General features: G+C 52.3%; 16 protein-coding genes. 11 read left to right on the forward strand and 5 right to left on the reverse strand.

The window, feature by feature from the left end:
* The first annotated feature begins 130 nt into the window (after nucleotides 1-130).
* From BGP77_RS13265 to BGP77_RS13275, 3 genes are all read left to right on the forward strand, one after another.
* The gene (locus tag BGP77_RS13265) at nucleotides 131-538 is read left to right on the forward strand and encodes a nuclear transport factor 2 family protein (protein WP_108165203.1); all 408 of its coding nucleotides are present in this window, start codon (nucleotides 131-133) and stop codon (nucleotides 536-538) included.
* Nucleotides 539-663: 125 nt separating this feature from the next.
* Nucleotides 664-1128 (forward strand): GNAT family N-acetyltransferase, encoded by a 465-nt coding sequence (locus tag BGP77_RS13270; RefSeq protein WP_108165204.1) that lies wholly within the window; start codon nucleotides 664-666, stop codon nucleotides 1126-1128.
* A 52-nt stretch (nucleotides 1129-1180) separates the two neighbouring features.
* Complete coding sequence (locus BGP77_RS13275) at nucleotides 1181-1666, forward strand: hypothetical protein (protein WP_146171258.1); 486 nt, start codon at nucleotides 1181-1183, stop codon at nucleotides 1664-1666.
* A gap of 66 nt (nucleotides 1667-1732) precedes the next feature.
* On the opposite strand, the gene BGP77_RS13280 is transcribed toward BGP77_RS13275, so the two are convergent.
* The gene (locus BGP77_RS13280) at nucleotides 1733-3514 is read right to left on the reverse strand and encodes a right-handed parallel beta-helix repeat-containing protein (protein WP_108165206.1); all 1782 of its coding nucleotides are present in this window, start codon (nucleotides 3512-3514) and stop codon (nucleotides 1733-1735) included.
* Nucleotides 3515-3788: 274 nt separating this feature from the next.
* Complete coding sequence (locus tag BGP77_RS13285) at nucleotides 3789-6119, reverse strand: glucose/quinate/shikimate family membrane-bound PQQ-dependent dehydrogenase (protein WP_108165207.1); 2331 nt, start codon at nucleotides 6117-6119, stop codon at nucleotides 3789-3791.
* Between the two features lie 134 nt (nucleotides 6120-6253).
* Between BGP77_RS13285 and BGP77_RS13290 the strand changes: the two genes are divergently transcribed.
* From BGP77_RS13290 to map, 3 genes are all read left to right on the forward strand, one after another.
* Entirely contained in the window at nucleotides 6254-6517 is a 264-nt protein-coding gene (locus tag BGP77_RS13290; RefSeq protein ID WP_108165208.1) for a zinc ribbon domain-containing protein, read from the forward strand.
* 77 nt (nucleotides 6518-6594) lie between these two features.
* Nucleotides 6595-6807: a ParD-like family protein gene (locus BGP77_RS13295; RefSeq protein WP_108165209.1), complete on the forward strand. Its 213-nt coding sequence runs from the start codon at nucleotides 6595-6597 to the stop codon at nucleotides 6805-6807.
* A gap of 28 nt (nucleotides 6808-6835) precedes the next feature.
* Nucleotides 6836-7573, forward strand: a complete 738-nt coding sequence (map, locus tag BGP77_RS13300; RefSeq protein WP_370446857.1) for a type I methionyl aminopeptidase — start codon at nucleotides 6836-6838, stop codon at nucleotides 7571-7573.
* A gap of 9 nt (nucleotides 7574-7582) precedes the next feature.
* Here map and BGP77_RS18255 read toward each other — a convergent pair whose 3' ends face one another.
* A complete protein-coding gene (locus BGP77_RS18255; protein ID WP_233252358.1) occupies nucleotides 7583-8026 on the reverse strand; it encodes a DUF2798 domain-containing protein in 444 nt (147 codons plus the stop codon).
* Nucleotides 8027-8151: 125 nt separating this feature from the next.
* On the opposite strand from BGP77_RS18255, the gene BGP77_RS13310 reads away from it, so the two are divergent.
* Nucleotides 8152-9066 carry an endo alpha-1,4 polygalactosaminidase gene (locus BGP77_RS13310; protein WP_108165211.1) on the forward strand — a complete coding sequence of 305 codons (915 nt, stop codon included), beginning with the start codon at nucleotides 8152-8154 and terminating at the stop codon, nucleotides 9064-9066.
* A 64-nt stretch (nucleotides 9067-9130) separates the two neighbouring features.
* Nucleotides 9131-9436, forward strand: a complete 306-nt coding sequence (locus BGP77_RS13315; RefSeq protein WP_199224323.1) for a DUF1653 domain-containing protein — start codon at nucleotides 9131-9133, stop codon at nucleotides 9434-9436.
* Here BGP77_RS13315 and BGP77_RS13320 read toward each other — a convergent pair.
* Nucleotides 9349-10101, reverse strand: a complete 753-nt coding sequence (locus tag BGP77_RS13320; RefSeq protein ID WP_108165212.1) for a hypothetical protein — start codon at nucleotides 10099-10101, stop codon at nucleotides 9349-9351. The genes BGP77_RS13315 and BGP77_RS13320 overlap by 88 nt on opposite strands.
* Nucleotides 10102-10529: 428 nt before the next feature.
* On the opposite strand from BGP77_RS13320, the gene topA reads away from it, so the two are divergent.
* Nucleotides 10530-13253, forward strand: a complete 2724-nt coding sequence (gene topA / locus BGP77_RS13325; protein ID WP_108165213.1) for a type I DNA topoisomerase — start codon at nucleotides 10530-10532, stop codon at nucleotides 13251-13253.
* A gap of 103 nt (nucleotides 13254-13356) precedes the next feature.
* Here topA and gltA read toward each other — a convergent pair whose 3' ends face one another.
* Entirely contained in the window at nucleotides 13357-14634 is a 1278-nt protein-coding gene (gene gltA / locus BGP77_RS13330) for a citrate synthase (RefSeq protein ID WP_108165214.1), read from the reverse strand.
* 432 nt (nucleotides 14635-15066) lie between these two features.
* Here gltA and sdhC point away from each other — a divergent pair, with 432 nt between their 5' ends.
* Nucleotides 15067-15441, forward strand: a complete 375-nt coding sequence (gene sdhC, locus BGP77_RS13335) for a succinate dehydrogenase, cytochrome b556 subunit (RefSeq protein ID WP_108165215.1) — start codon at nucleotides 15067-15069, stop codon at nucleotides 15439-15441.
* Complete coding sequence (gene sdhD / locus BGP77_RS13340; RefSeq protein WP_108165216.1) at nucleotides 15435-15782, forward strand: succinate dehydrogenase, hydrophobic membrane anchor protein; 348 nt, start codon at nucleotides 15435-15437, stop codon at nucleotides 15780-15782. Before sdhC ends, sdhD begins: the two co-directional genes overlap by 7 nt.
* Nucleotide 15783 lies beyond the last annotated feature (1 nt).

Raw genomic sequence — 15783 nt, forward strand, 5'->3', positions numbered from 1 at the left:
CTTGCATGTAAATTGCTAGCACTATGCATGCCATGCAAAAAGCCCGCGAAACGGGACTAAAACGCACTAAAACAGAACACCCTGGGTTGAGATGCCCAAAATAAATGCCGACGGCGCAGGAGAAGAACGAATGAATGAGACCGAGCAAGCGATTGAAATTGTGCAGCAGTTTTTGGAAGCATCGATGGTGCCCGACCCGGAAACAGCCGCCACTTTTATGGCTGAGAATGCGGTTATTGTGTTTACCGGGCGACGTGAAATGGCGAGTGCTCAGGAAATCACCGCCTTTAATAAAAGCCGTTATCAGTGGGTTAAAAAGGACATTCGACGAACCGACGCTTGCCAACGCGACGATCATTGCGTGGTGTATTCGACGGGCTTTTTATATGGCTGTTGGCCGGATGGTACGGCCTTTAACGGCAATCGATACACCGACCGATTTGAGGTTAAGGATGGCTTGATCGTGCGTATGGATGTATTGAATGACAGCGCTGAATGGATACTGGAACCGGCGTTGAATCGCACGGAAGCCGATTAATAAAAAAGGACAGTGATCGTCGGGCGATGTTTGGTGTATACCTCCCGCATCGCTGGCGTTAGTGTCGGCATTGTGGTGTCGTCATAAAAACGATTGAAGCCAGTCACCTTCCTTATTGGTTGTATATGCAATATTACTTTGCGCGTCTGTCCGATTTGCCCGAATACGCCGATTCAGTTGCCCGCTGGTATTTTGAACATTGGGTTGCCGCATCGAACCCCAACGGTTATGTCGATGTGTTGGATAAGGTGTTAGCCAGTACGCGACAGCAAAGCGTGCCTTTTATTGTTTTAGCCTTGTCACAGCAAACCCTGGTCGGGGCCGTTGAAGTGAAATGTCACGACGACGATAACGATGGCCGGGTTTGGTTGGACGGTGTTTATATTGATGAGAATTATCGTGGCCAAGGAATCGCTAGGCAGTTGGTACTGGAAGCACTTTCACAAACTCGGATGGCTGGGTTCAACAGGGTTTATTTAAAAACCAAGGCGCTGAACGGTGGGCTTTACCGTCACTGCGGATTTAAGCCTTTGATCAGTCCGTTCGATAAGGCATCCAAAACGTTGCTGATGGAGGCTCATCTTGATTGACTTTGGTTGTTCGTTGTTTTTTAAAAGTGGTCCGTTCGAGGTTAAATCCTAAATGAAAAAACCTTCAGATAAAGACGTATCCAGACCCGATCCAAAGCCTAGACTGGGAGTGCTAGTGGGGGCGCTGTTTTTTGTCTCAATCTGTGCTTTTTACTATTACGACTTTGCTGAGATAAACGTCCCGGTCTTCATCATGGCTTTTTTCTTCGCCATTGTGTGTGGTTTTTGCGTAGCCTTATCCATCTATCCTTTTCAATCTCTTAGCTCTGTGATTTCTAATGCGCGTGTGATTGGGGATGAACCGTGGCAAGTCAGTGCGGTGGACGGGGCTTTGATGTTTCGTAAAGGAACGGCAGTCAGTTCCATTCGTGGCGATGACATTACAGCAATAAAAGCAAAGTTTAAGGGCGATGAGCCGGTTTGGTTTGACGTTTTTTATAATAACCAACGGACTCGTGTTCAGTTCGAAAGTGATCTGGCAACCCTGTATCAGCATACGAAAAACATATCGAACGCAGCGGTTGAGATTATTAAATAGCGGCCGTAAATCATGCTTTCAAATGATGACAGCCCGGCTATTGAAGCCGGGCGTTTTATTGAGGGGTTATTGCAAACCGTATAGAACAATCTCTGGCATGCTAGCCAGGCCGTTATCCAGGGTGACTTTGATGTAACGGCTGCTGACGTTAACGCTTTGACAGCGCCATTGACGATAGGTATCCAAGGCATCGGAGACAGCGACGGTCCAGTTGCCTTCGGCACCCGTTTCGATACGCATATCGCTGTGACCGTTGCGATCGTAGAAGCAGATATCGTTTAAAGAGTGGGGCTGCCCCAGATCAATCAGCGCACTGATGGCCTGATCGCCCCGGTTGGAAACGAAATTACTGACCACGTCCTGGCCATTGCCATTACGCGGATCGCCGGCGGCGGTCTGCTCGTCAATCAAACCGACGGCGTTGGTGGTCCAGTCGTTCAGCGCAGTGACACTGGCGTTCGACAGATCCATCTTACCTTCGACCAACGCCGTGCCGTACTCATAGGCACCGATATCGGGCGCACCATCATGGCGTTGTTTGCCATCAAAATCGTCGCTGACAAGGCTCTGGTAAAGTCCGCGGTTAATGGCTGCAGAGTTATCCAACAGATGGAAATCATTGTTTGCCAGATCAACAAAGCCGACGCTTTCCGGGCTGGTCGTTACCAGGTTTCCTTGAACATCCAGGTTGCTGCCTCTGGGCATACGGCCCTGGGTTGGGGAGGCAAAGATGTTGTTATACACCTCGACGTCCTGGGGTGTGTAGGCAGTAAAGCCCGCGCCACCAGAATTGATCACAGTGTTGTGATAGAAGCGGATCAGGCCGTCTTTTTCGTTGGAAAAATGAACGCTGTTGTTGTTGAAGTAGATGCCACCTTGTTCGGCATTGACCACGACATTGTTGAACACCGAGGTGTTGCCAAAGAAGTTGGCCTGAATGCCAAAACCGGGACCGTCTTCAACATAGTTGTTGAAAATCAACGCTTCAGTACCGTCGCCGACAAAGAGGCCTTCGTTATGATTTCCATCATCTAAATTGCCGTAATCGATGATGGTGTTGTTATAGATTTGGGCGTCGGTATCCGCATTTTTAACCTGGATGCCATCATAACCGACCCGTTCAACCAGGTTGTTGTAAACCCGTAGGCCACGAATGGCATGGGGTAGGGTTGGGGTGGCATTCGGATCGCCTTTACACCATTTCTCTACACGGCCATCGTAAAAACCATGACCGATGTACATGCCTTCCCCGCCGGTATCATGGATGTAGTTGTCATGAATGCGAACATCGTAAGCGTTCCAGACATCGCGGTCGGCGGAGTGATCGCATTTCGGCAGCGTTTTAACCCCAATACCCGCAAAGCCATTGTCCGGACCAATACCATAAGGGTGGTAGCCAGCGACTTCGACATGCGCGACTTCAAAGTTGGTCGAGAAGTTTCCTAAACTCATGAAGTAACTGCTTTCCGTCCTAACGCGCAGACCGTATTCAACTTCCGGGTCGCCATTCCCCAGAATGTTGAACTGGCTCGATTGGCTGACGTACAGGCCGTGATCGATGTGCGCCTGACCGCCGCAGTTTTTGACGGTGATGCGATCTTCTTCAGTACCGTTCAAGTTCTCCAGCAGAATTTTTCGATATTCCGCGCCAGCTGCAAAACAGATGGACTGGCCGGGTTCGATTCCCAGGGCTTCACCATCGGTTCGGTATTGGTTTTCGGGTACGACATAGTCGCAACCGCACTGTTCAATTTGATCGTCGCTGAGAAGGGACGCGTTGGCATTACCGGTGGCAAGCGCCAGCAGGGCCAAACAGGTGCCCAATAACGGCCGAATACTGATGTTCATATTGGGATCTCTTAATGGATGACTGTTTGTAAAGGTAAAGGTCGTGTCTAGCGTCCGGGAGCCTAAACAGAGGTTGGTGGATCAACAAAAGGAACGGGTTAGAAATGTGCTTTGGATCACATAAAAAGAGCGTATAAGAATACTCTAAACTTATTAATTTATTTAAAGGTATCTTTTAAATATACCTAAATTGAAATTGATCGCGTTGACGGATTTGGTCAAAACGAAAAAAACCCGGCACTGAGCCGGGTTTTGAGTGCCTGAGTGGTGTTGTTCAGGGCAGTTTATAAGCCACGACGTAATCGCCAATGGTCGTGCCAATGGATCCATGGCCACCGGCAACCAAAACCACCATTTGTTCGTCCTGGCTGTTTAAGTACGTCATTGGTGTTGCCTGGCCACCGGCGGGTAAGCGAGCTTGCCAGAGTTGTTCACCATTGCTGAGGTTGTAAGCACGCAGATAATCATCAACCGTTGCTGCCAGAAACGACACACCGCCGGCCGTGATGATTGGCCCACCAATACCCGGTACGCCCATTTCGATGGGCAAGGGCAGCGCGGTCATATCGCGGATGGTGCCGTTTTTGTGACGGTAAATGATCTCACCGGTCGTCAAGTCTGCACTGGCGACATAACCCCAGGGCGGTTGCTGGCAGGGGACACCCAATGGCGACAGGAAGGGTTTCATGTCCACCGCATAAGGTGCGCCGGCGTTCTCATTAATACCGGCTTCTCCTTGGTTGGTTTCGCCCAGGTCCTGACCGTCTTTGGGAACCAGCTTGGAGGTAAATGCCAGATAGAGCGGCATGCCAAACATGACCTGTTGATTGGGATCAACGGCAATGCTGCCCCAATTGAACACACCAAAGTTCCCCGGATAGACCAGGGTGCCTTGCTCAGAGGGGGCCGTGTACTGGCCACGATAATCCAACGACTGAAATTTAATGCGACAGATCATTTGGTCGATCAGGGTCGCCCCCCACATGTCGGCCTCACGCATCGTAGGTGGCCGGAAACTTAAGCCCGAGATCGGCTGGGTCTCGGCGGTGTAGTCACCCTCGATGGCGCCCTGTGGAGCTGGCTGTTCAGTCACCGGAATGATCGGTTCACCGGTCGCACGATTCAGGACATAAACATCGCCTTGCTTGGTTGGCACAACCAGAGCGGGCTGACGACCGCTGTCGGTGTCCAGGTCAAGCAATACCGGTTGAGCCGGGGTATCCATGTCCCACAGGTCGTGGTGGACAAACTGCTGTACCCATTCCACCTGACCACTTTGCAAGCTGAGCGCGACGACGGACGACGCAAAGCGTTCTTCATTCTCGGTGCGGTACATGCCCAATTGATCGGGCGTGCGGTTGCCCATCGGAAAGTAAACCAACCCGAGTTCTTCATCGGCGCTGGCGACTGACCAACTGTTGGGCGAGCTGGTGGAGTAGGTTTCGTCTTCGGCGATCGGGGTGGTGTCGTCCGGGTTGGCCGGGTCCCAATTCCAGATCAGTTCGCCACTTTTCGCATCGTAAGCACGGATAACACCGGAGGGTGACTGGGTGTCGTAATTATCGTTAACCGAGCCCGCGACGACCACCTTGCCATCGGCTACAACAGGCGGGGATGTGGAATAGTAATAGCCACTTTGTTGAAACGGCATGTTGTGCATCAGATCCAGCACACCATCGTTTGCAAAGTTGGCGCAACGGGCGCCGGTTTCAGGGTCGACAGCCAGGAGTCGCGCATCGGAGGTCGGCATAAAGAGCTGTGCATCACAATTGATGCTGTCGAGATTTTGCGCTGGCGTTGTTTGGGGGAGGGTATTCAGATCATCCGCACTGCCACTCGTCGGCGGCAAAAAAGACACACCGCGACAGGTTTGGTGCTGACGCTGACTTTCTGCCGGAACCTGAGCATCGTAGACCCATTGCTCTTCACCCGTATCCGCATCGAGCGCAATCAGCCAGTTGTGCGGTGTGCATAGGTACAGGCTGTTGCCAATTTTTAGCGGAGTCGCCTCATAAGTGGTTTCAGTAACGTCGTTCGGGCCTTTGCGATCACCCGTCTGATATTGCCAAGCGAGTTCCAGCTCGCCGACATTATCGACAGTGATCTGATCCAGCGGTGAATACCGTTGCCCGTAGTTGTTTCGCCCGTAGGCGTGCCAACTGTCGTCAGGCGTACCGCCCAGAGATGCATTCGCCAATTGGGAGGAATCGATCTGACCTTCCATCTGCGTTGGGTTGAGCGCCAGGGTCGATAATAAACCGATACCAACAATTGCCCACACCGGCGCTAAAACGGCGACGCCAGGCGATTTCAATCGCAGGGGTAATAACAACGGAATGGCCAATAATAAAAGCAGGCCAAGGCGCGTTGCTAATGGCCACCACTGTAAGCCTGATTCAGTCAGGGCCCAGAGTGCTGTGGTGACTAACAGCGCTGCGTAGAGCCACTGAGCCCAGCGGCGGTTTTTGAGGGCGGCTGTAGCTATGGCAACCAGGACAAGGCCTGCCAGCGCGTAATACCAGCTTCCACCCAAGATGATGAGCCAGCTGCCACCTCCCAGTAGCACGAGGCCTAATAGTAAATAAATACCGGATAACACAAACATGTAACACTCCTTTTAACGAAGGAGCTTATTTAGGTTGGGTAGGAAACCGGTAATTCAAAGGGGTAAATAAAAGTGTTCGCTTTTGGCAAGCTTGCCTAGAGTATTAAGCAGTATTAACGCTATTGGGAGTGCTTGTGAAGAATCAATGTCAAAGCTGCGGTATGCCGATGAAAGGAGATGCCGCCATCGCGGGCACCGAGTCCAACGGACGCAAGAGCGCACTTTATTGCCATTATTGTTATCAGGATGGTGTTTTTACTCAGCCAGACTTCAGTGTGGAGCAGATGCAGCAATTCTGCATCAGCAAGATGAAGGAGCAGGGGTTTCCTGCTTTATTGGCTTGGTTATCTGCGCGACAAATTCCAAAGTTAAAGCGTTGGTCATCCCCGCGCAGCTGAGGCTAAGTCAAGCAAGCGCTTGTTTGTGATCCCATGCGAATATATGATGTGTATACGAATCATATATCGAGGCCGTTATGGGCATTGTTAAAATCAGCGATGAAATGCACGACGAAGTGCGTAAAGCCAGCGCCGCCATGGTGCGTTCGATCAACGCTCAAGCCGAATTCTGGCTGAAAATAGGCATGCTAGCCGAAGCCAATCCACAGTTAACGTTCAGTGACATCATCCGCGAACAAATGAATCGAGCCTCGGTCGATCTGGAGAAGGTCAGCCTTGAGCACCATTAGTCTGAAGAATGCCGATCAGCTTGCTCGGATGCGTGAGTCAGGGCGGCTGTTGGCAACGGTTTTCGCGTATCTGGATACCAAGATCACTGCCGGCGTTTCAACCATGCAGATTAACGACTGGGTTGAGCGCTATATCGTCGACGAGCTTCACGCCCGGCCCGCCAGCAAAGGGCAGTATGGGTACGCTTATGTATTGAACTCGTCGATCAATCGGGTCGTGTGCCACGGTGTCCCATCGGCAACGCAATTCCTGAAAGACGGCGATATTGTCAATATCGACATTACACTGGAAAAGAATGGCTATATCGCCGATTCCAGTAAAATGTATCGCATTGGCGTCGTTTCTCCCCAGGCTCAGCGATTGGTCGATCACACCTATAAAGCGATGTGGCAGGGTATTGAATTGGTCCGTCCGGGGGCGACACTGGGCGATATTGGCCATGCGATTGCACACTATGCACAACGCCAGGGATACAGCGTCGTCCGTGAATACTGTGGCCACGGCATTGGCACTGAGATGCATGAAGCACCACAGGTATTGCACTACGGCCGGGCCGGAACAGGCCTGCCGCTGGAGGCCGGCATGACCTTCACCATCGAGCCCATGATTAACCAAGGCAAGGCCAAGGTCAGAACCAAACCCGATGGCTGGACCGTGGTGACGGCCGATAAGAAGCTATCGGCACAGTGGGAACATACCATTGCCGTTACCGACAATGGTTATGAAGTATTAACGCTGCGCGACGAAGAGCGCTTGGTGGGTTAGCACGGCTGGTCAGACGGTCTTCTCAAACCGGGCGAAAAGCTTAAAGGCCAACCAGAAGGCCAGCTTGCTGACCAGCATCGATAACACAAAGGCTATCGGCCAGGCTATCAGGAAATTCTGCAACCACACATACAGCCAGAGCATGGAAAAGCCCAATGAAATGGCCGACATAATGCCGGACATCAATAAAGCCATCATGCAGGAAATGAAGAGTTGAGCGGTAATCAGTATGCGAGTGTTGGTCATGGCATCCTCATAGAACAGTGATGGCGCATGACAAGACAGGCAGTTGTCGTCACAGCACCATCCGGGTTTAACATCGGTGGTGCCGTGGGTTCGCTGGAAACGACTGCATCCCGCTGGCGCGGGGACCGGAATAACCGAACCGGTCTCTATCTTTTCGGCGGCGGTAATATAGTGCGTTGCGGGGGCATTGAACAGCGCCAATAACAAAGTGTTGCACAAATAATCCATCGCAGTGAGATTGCTTGGGCTAGAATTGCCCCGCTGTCAGGGGGCGGTTCAGAGCCGGTGCCTCAGATGGTATTTTTCCTGATCTCCTACAAGCGAGTGCACCCATGAAAGCAGTTGGGTTTCTGGTCGGTCTTTTTGTGATTGTATTATCCGGATGTCAGGTATCTGGGTCATCGGTAATGAACCGCACCATGCCATTACCGGTTGATGTGGATCCGATAACCGGTGGTACCTGGTATCAGCCTGCGGTTGAAGCGACCTGGCAATGGCAGTTGTTGGTCCCCAGTGGTGACACCTTGAACACCGGTTACAGCGTTGATATCTACGATGTGGATTTGTTCGATACCTCCGCTGCCGACATTGCCACCTTGAAAGGCAGTCACAAGGTTATTTGTTATTTCTCCGCCGGCTCATACGAAGACTGGCGCGATGACGAAGGTGATTTTGCCGGGAATGAACTGGGTAATACGTTGGATGGTTGGGACGATGAGCGTTGGCTCGATATTCGATCCACCAATGTGCACCGCATCATGAAGGCGCGCCTGGACACCGCTGTTAATAAGGGCTGTGACGGTGTCGAGCCGGACAATATGGATGGTTATCTGAACGATCCGGGCTTCAATTTTACCGCTCGTGATCAATTGGCTTATAACCGATTTATTGCGAATGAAGCGCACAAGCGAAATCTTTCTGTCGGTTTGAAAAACGACTTGGACCAGGTTGATGATCTGGTCGAATACTACGATTTCTCGGTGAATGAACAGTGCTTTCAATACGACGAGTGTGACTTACTGGTGCCCTTTATTAATGCCAGTAAACCCGTACTTAACGCTGAATACCCAGAAGAGGATGCTGATCTGAGGGACGCCGCGGTCGCGCCAGAGCCCTTTACGGACAGTGATATTGATGACGCTGCTGTCACCGATTTATGTTCAGCTTCTAACACCTTGCGTTTCAGCACTCTGGTGCTGCCGTTGAATTTGGACGACACCTTTCGCCGTACCTGTTTAAGTTCTTAATTGACGATCGATACTGAGATAAACCAGCCAGGCGTCTTCAACCTTGGCTGGTTTTTTTATCAGAATGGGAGTGAGCGTGGCCGTGGTAAAACCAGGCATCTATCAACATTTTAAAGGGCCAACTTACCGAGTTATTGGCCTTTCCCGCCACAGTGAAACTGAAGCACCCTTGGTGGTTTATCAGTGCTTATACGGGGATTTCGATCTTTGGGTTCGCCCGTTGGAAAGCTTCGAATCCCAAGCTGAGTGGGAAGGGGAGATTGTTGAGCGGTTTAAATGGATTCAGCCCTTATCTGAAGCGGATTGGCTGGCATTAGGTAAGGCTTTGGCATCGGATTCGTTCTCGGATTCTTCAAACTCCGAGGTATAAAGTCCCGCGATCAATCGTGACAATTTACGGATTTGCTCCGTCTTTTCTTCGTAGTGAATATCAGAGTTAATCAGCATGTCCTTGGCGTGCTTATAATAAGCTGCAGCCATCGCCAGATCGCCATTATCGCGCGCCTGTACGGCTTGGAATTTATAGGCTTCCGCTTCCAGCTCTAAGGTGCGACGACGCAGTCGCTCGAGATGAACATCCGCTTCGCCTTCGGTTAACGCGCCATCAGTGATGCGTCGTTTGATGAGCTTGGCGGTGCGATTGAAATGACGTTTCATCAACAGAATTTCACGGTCTGTTGTCGGTGTAATTGGTTGATTGGCATTATCACCCAGCGCTTCGATGGTTCGCTCGAGGTCCTGATAATATTGCAGGCGTTCTTGTGAATGTTTGTCGTCAGGTGCGAGTTCTATCAGGCTTTGAGCGTCGTCAATCAGCATGGATTGAAGGTGCATCAAGAGCTCGGGGTTGCGGTCATAAGACATTAGGGTGTCGAATAATTCTTCCACTTTGTGCTGGCGCGAGCGACGAACTCGCAATGCTTCGCGCAGTTCGCTGTCTTCCACTTCGCGTTGGTGCGCCAATCGGCTGATATAGAGGCCACCAAACATCAGGCCAATCAATAAAATGATGGCGATAATGGCAAAAAAAGACACGCCAGCAGACTCCTTCGTTTAGCCAATATCAGGCAAATGCATACGGCCTGAACCCCGATTACGATAGGGTATCGGCCGATGGGCGCAATTATGTTGTCGTCAAGTCACTATAAAAGGCCTTGGCTTGGGGTGAAAGTGATATTGATTCGTGTGTGACCACAACGAAAGCGGTCCGAGAAGGTTGGATGGACGGTGTTTTCCAGCGTTTGCTACCCAACCGGGTGGCGTTAAAGTCGGGGCCTAATTTCGCATCGCTATGTGGCGCAAAGCCGGGTGTTATCGGCGTGGAAGCGGATTTTTCGGGGTCGTCCTGGTCACTCGAAAACTTGACCTCGCTGATTCAAGCGTATATACGTCTGCGCCTCTTGCGCCTTCAGCGGGTCGTGAGCTAAGTATATAAAAGGAAGCGATAGGCGGAATTAAAACGCATGGGTAAATCACTGGTCATTGTCGAGTCTCCGGCCAAAGCCAAGACGATCAACCGCTACCTGGGCAACGATTTTATCGTTAAGTCCTCGGTGGGCCACATTCGTGACCTGCCCACCAGCGGCCAGTCCAAGCCGGTGGATGCCAAGGCGCGCGCTCGCCAGGCGGCGGAAACTCGCAAGATGTCACCGGAACAAAAGGCACGCCACAAGCAGCGCAAAGCCAAGGAACAGTTGATTGCGCGCATGGGCATCAACCCGGATAAAGACTGGGAAGCCCATTACGAAGTGCTGCCAGGCAAAGAAAAAGTTGTCGATGAATTACGTCGTCTGGCCAAGTCAGCCGATGCCATCTATCTCGCGACGGATTTGGACCGTGAAGGGGAAGCCATTGCCTGGCACCTTCAGGAAAGTATTGGCCAGGCGCCGGAAAAATACCGTCGTGTGGTCTTTAACGAGATCACCAAAAAAGCCATTCAGGGCGCGTTTGAACAGCCCGGTGAGCTGGACCTGAACCGGGTTAATGCGCAGCAGGCGCGTCGTTTTCTCGATCGCGTTGTCGGCTATATGGTATCGCCGCTGTTGTGGGCGAAAGTGGCTCGCGGTCTGAGTGCTGGCCGTGTGCAGTCGGTGGCGGTCCGGTTAATTGTTGAGCGCGAACGTGAAATTCGCGCCTTTACCCCGGAAGAATTTTGGGACCTTCATGCATTGACTCAGAGCCCCGCGGGCGCTCAAGTGCGTTTTGAGGTCACCCATTATCAGGGCGAAAAATACCGGCCGGTGAATGCTGAGCAAAGCCAGGCGCACGTTGAACGCCTGCGTGAATTGCCGCTGACCATTACCGATCGTGAAGACAAACCGACGCAGTCGCGCCCGTCAGCGCCATTCATTACCTCGACGCTGCAACAGGCCGCCAGTACCCGCTTGGGTTACAGCGTTAAGAAAACCATGACCATGGCGCAGCGCCTTTACGAGGCCGGTCACATCACCTATATGCGAACCGACTCAACCAACCTCAGTGCGGAGGCGGTCAATTCTGCGCGTGAGTTTATTGGTGACGAGTACGGCGATAACTACCTGCCCGAAAAGCCAGCGGTCTATGGCAGCCGGGAAGGTGCTCAGGAAGCGCACGAAGCGATACGGCCCTCGTACGTCAATCGACGCAGTGCTGACCTCAGTGACATGGAACGCGACGCACAGCGCCTCTATGAGTTGATCTGGCAGCGCTTCGTCGCTTGTCAGATGGTGCCAGCCAAATATAAGAGCACGCTGCTGACGATTAAGACGGGCGATTACGAACTGAAAGCCCGCGGTCGAGTGGTCGTTTTTGACGGTTACACCCGGGTAATGTCGCAGCCCGCCAAAGGGGATGACGCGACTGAATTGCCGGACCTGAGCGTTCAGGACGCCATGTCGCTGCAACAGCTCGAACCCAAACAGCACTTCACCAAGCCGCCCGCGCGTTACACCGAGGCGTCGTTGGTTAAAGAGTTGGAAAAGCAGGGCATTGGCCGGCCATCGACCTACGCGTCGATCATCTCCACCATTCAGGATCGTGGCTATGTCCGGTTGCAAAACCGGCGTTTCTACGCAGAAAAAATCGGTGACATTGTGACCGATCGCCTGACGGAATCGTTCAGCGATTTGCTGCAATACCAGTTCACCGCGCGCCTGGAAGAGTATCTCGATGAGATCGCCACCGGTGAGCGCACCTGGAAAGAGGTGCTGAACTCCTTCTACACCGATTTCACCCGTCAGTTGGAGCAGGCCGAGTCGGATGACGGCGGCATGCGTGCTAATGAGCCGACGCTGACCGATATCGAATGCCCACGATGCGGTCGGCCGATGATGGTCCGCAACGGCACCACCGGTGTGTTCCTGGGTTGCTCAGGCTACAACCTGCCGCCCAAAGAGCGCTGCAAAGGCACGCTGAACCTGATCCCAGGCGAGGAAGCTTTGTCCGTCGATGATGACGATGATGAAGCCGAAGCCCAGGCGCTGCGCCACAAAGAACGTTGTGATATCTGTGGTACGGCGATGGATTCGTACCTGATCGACGAACACCGTAAATTGCATATCTGCGGCAATAACCCGGATTGTTCCGGCTTTAAAGTCGAGCAGGGCCAATACAAGATTAAAGGCTACGACGGTCCGACACTGGAGTGCGATAAGTGCGGCAGTGAGATGCAATTAAAGAGCGGTCGTTTTGGCAAGTACTTCGGCTGTACCAACGAAGACTGCAAGAACACCCGCAAGCTGTTGCGCAGTGGCGAGCCTGCACCACCGAAAATGGATCCGATTAAGATGCCCGAGCTGGCGTGTCAGAAAGTGGATGACACCTATGTACTGCGTGACGGCGCGTCCGGACTGTTTTTGGCAGCGAGTCAGTTCCCTAAAAACCGGGAAACACGACCGCCGCAAGTGCAGGAATTGGTGCCTCACAAAGCGGAACTGCCGGACAAATATCAATACATTCTGGATGCGCCCGCTGAAGACGGCGATGGCCGCCCAACCGTGATTCGTTACAGCCGTAAGACTCAGGAACAATACGTCATGACGGAAGATGACAGCGGCAAAGCAACGGGCTGGAAGGCGTTTTATCGTGATGGTCAGTGGCAGGTAGAGGCGCCCGCCAAAGCGAAGCCAAAGGCCAAAGCGAAGGCTAAATCGAAAGCCAAAGCCAAACCTAAGGCCAAAGCAACGGCGAAGAAAAAAACCTCGGCTTAATTTGCCGCGGTTCAAAAAAAAGCGAGGCCAGCGCCTCGCTTTTTTTATGGAATTCAGACCAAAAAAAACCGGCAAAAGCCGGTTTTTTTTAATGGGGCAGTGATTATTTGCCCGGTACGTCGCGCTGGGTGTGACCCTTGTACAGCTGACGCGGACGACCAATGCGGTAAGCGCCGCTGATCATCTCTTTCCAGTGCGCAATCCAGCCTGGAGTACGGCCGACGGCAAATAAAACCGTGAACATATCGGTCGGAATGCCCAGGGCTTTGAAGATGATGCCGGAATAGAAATCGACGTTCGGATAGAGTTTTTTCTCGATGAAATATTCATCTTCCAGAGCGATTTTTTCCAGGCGCATGGCAATCTTCAGCAGAGGGTCGTTACCGACGCCCAGTTCAGACAGCACTTCATCGCAGGTTTCTTTCATCACTTTGGCGCGCGGGTCGTAGTTCTTATAAACCCGATGACCAAAGCCCATCAGACGGAACGGATCGTCCTTGTCCTTGGCGCGGGCAATGAACTCTTCGATGCGCGATTCATCACCGATTTCTTCAAGCATGGTCAGCACAGCTTCGTTAGCACCACCGTGTGCCGGGCCCCACAGCGCGGCAATACCGGCTGCGATACAGGCGAACGGATTGGCACCAGAGGAGCCGGCCAGACGCACGGTCGACGTTGAGGCGTTTTGCTCATGATCGGCGTGCAGCGTGAAGATTTTATCCATGGCGCGAGCCAGGGTAGGGCTGACCTGATATTCCTGAGCGGGGCTCGAGAACATCATGTGCAGGAAGTTCCCACCGTAGGACAGATCGTTCCGCGGATACACAAACGGCTGACCGATGGAGTACTTATAGGTCATCGCTGCCAGGGTCGGCATCTTCGAGATCAGACGATGAGCCGCGACTTCACGATGACGCTCGTTAGTAATGTCGAGTGAGTCGTGATAGAAGGCCGACAACGCGCCAACCACACCGACCATGATCGCCATAGGGTGAGAGTCGCGGCGGAAGCCTTGGAAGAATTGACGCATCTGCTCGTGCACCATGGTGTGGTGGCTGATCACATGCTGAAACTCTTTTTTCTGATCTGCGCTGGGCAAATCTCCGTAGAGCAGCAGGTAGCAGACGTCGAGATAATCGGCTTTATTGGCCAATTGATCGATGGGGTAGCCACGGTGCAAAAGCACACCTTGGTCACCGTCGATGTAGGTAATTTCAGACTCGCAGGATGCGGTGGAAACGAAGCCGGGGTCGTAGGTAAACAGACCGTTTGCAGTCAGTGAACGAACGTCCACAACATCAGGACCCATGGTGCCGGAATGCACAGGCAGTTCGATTGGGTCGCGTCCTTCGATGACCAACTTGGCAGTCTTGTCAGTCATGAGGGCCTCCTCTGTAATGCCGGGGTTAAGCGTCGGAAAGGGTGACGCAAAAGGGGTGAAACAGTGCACCTTTAGACGATAGCGCTCTAGCAGGAAAAGCACTGTCTTGCATCTATCTTGATAGAGTTGTGACGCAGGGTGCGAAATCGCGCACAACTATAGAGAGTTGCGATCGTTTGTCAATTTGACCGAAGTTGGTCTAAACCAAAAGTATCAATGGCAAGTTAAAATCGATGGATACAATAGCAGAACCCTATGGGGCCCCCGTAAACACTGCGTTCCCGACCTGTATCCATTTGTAATTGTCGGAATCGGTCACTATAATTCCGGCGCATTTCGGGGTCGGGCCAATTGCCTTAACCGTGCCTGGTAGTTGGTTTGACCGTTCCAGCCGCCCCCAAAGGGCTTGCACATCAATAAGAGTGAACTGCCGTGAACAATCACCGACCAAAGAACCTTGACCTGGGAACGATACGTTTCCCGGTCACTGCGATAGCGTCGATCATCCACCGTGTCACAGGTGTTGGCCTGTTTTTCGCCGTTGGCTTTCTGGTCTGGGCGCTGGGCCTGAGTCTCGAGTCCCGTCAGGGGTTTGATCAGGTCGCTGCCGTCCTGACCCATCCGCTGGCCAAACTGATCACCTGGGGCATTCTTTCTTTGGTGGTGTATCACTTTATTGCAGGCATTAAGCACCTGATCATGGATGCTGGTTATGCTGAAACATTGAATGGCGGTACCTGGGCTTCTCGTATTGCTCTGGTACTGGCTGTTGCTGGCATTGTATTGATGGGGGTTTGGGTATGGTAAGAAGCATCACGAACCTGTCGCGCAGCGGCCTTGCGGACTGGATGATTCAGCGGATTTCCGCGGTACTCCTGGCCACCTACACACTCTTTATTCTGGGCGTTTTTGTTGCCAACCCGGATCTCGGTTATGCCGAATGGCAGCAATTGTTTTCTCAGTTCTGGGTCAAAATCTACACTCTGGTAACGCTGCTGGCTTTGGTCGGGCATATCTGGGTGGGCATGTGGACCGTCGCAACTGATTATCTGAAAAACGCCTGGGTTCGCTTTATCGTTTTGTTTGTGATCGCTGTGACCGCTTTTGTTTATCTGGTCGCCGGTGTGTCCGCAGTGTGGGGTGTATAAG

Origin of the sequence: Saccharospirillum sp. MSK14-1 (assembly GCF_003054965.1) — a bacterium.
Taxonomy (GTDB): domain Bacteria; phylum Pseudomonadota; class Gammaproteobacteria; order Pseudomonadales; family Natronospirillaceae; genus Saccharospirillum.

What these genes read in the sequence shown, in the direction of transcription:
- BGP77_RS13265 (WP_108165203.1), top strand. Translation starts at nt 131, where the DNA reads ATGAATGAGACCGAGCAAGCGATTGAAATTGTGCAGCAGTTTTTGGAA.
- BGP77_RS13270 (WP_108165204.1), top strand. Translation starts at nt 664, where the DNA reads ATGCAATATTACTTTGCGCGTCTGTCCGATTTGCCCGAATACGCCGAT.
- BGP77_RS13275 (WP_146171258.1), top strand. Translation starts at nt 1,181, where the DNA reads ATGAAAAAACCTTCAGATAAAGACGTATCCAGACCCGATCCAAAGCCT.
- BGP77_RS13280 (WP_108165206.1), bottom strand. Translation starts at nt 3,514, where the DNA reads ATGAACATCAGTATTCGGCCGTTATTGGGCACCTGTTTGGCCCTGCTG.
- BGP77_RS13285 (WP_108165207.1), bottom strand. Translation starts at nt 6,119, where the DNA reads ATGTTTGTGTTATCCGGTATTTATTTACTATTAGGCCTCGTGCTACTG.
- BGP77_RS13295 (WP_108165209.1), top strand. Translation starts at nt 6,595, where the DNA reads ATGGGCATTGTTAAAATCAGCGATGAAATGCACGACGAAGTGCGTAAA.
- map (WP_370446857.1), top strand. Translation starts at nt 6,836, where the DNA reads ATGCGTGAGTCAGGGCGGCTGTTGGCAACGGTTTTCGCGTATCTGGAT.
- BGP77_RS13310 (WP_108165211.1), top strand. Translation starts at nt 8,152, where the DNA reads ATGAAAGCAGTTGGGTTTCTGGTCGGTCTTTTTGTGATTGTATTATCC.
- BGP77_RS13315 (WP_199224323.1), top strand. Translation starts at nt 9,131, where the DNA reads ATGGGAGTGAGCGTGGCCGTGGTAAAACCAGGCATCTATCAACATTTT.
- topA (WP_108165213.1), top strand. Translation starts at nt 10,530, where the DNA reads ATGGGTAAATCACTGGTCATTGTCGAGTCTCCGGCCAAAGCCAAGACG.
- gltA (WP_108165214.1), bottom strand. Translation starts at nt 14,634, where the DNA reads ATGACTGACAAGACTGCCAAGTTGGTCATCGAAGGACGCGACCCAATC.
- sdhD (WP_108165216.1), top strand. Translation starts at nt 15,435, where the DNA reads ATGGTAAGAAGCATCACGAACCTGTCGCGCAGCGGCCTTGCGGACTGG.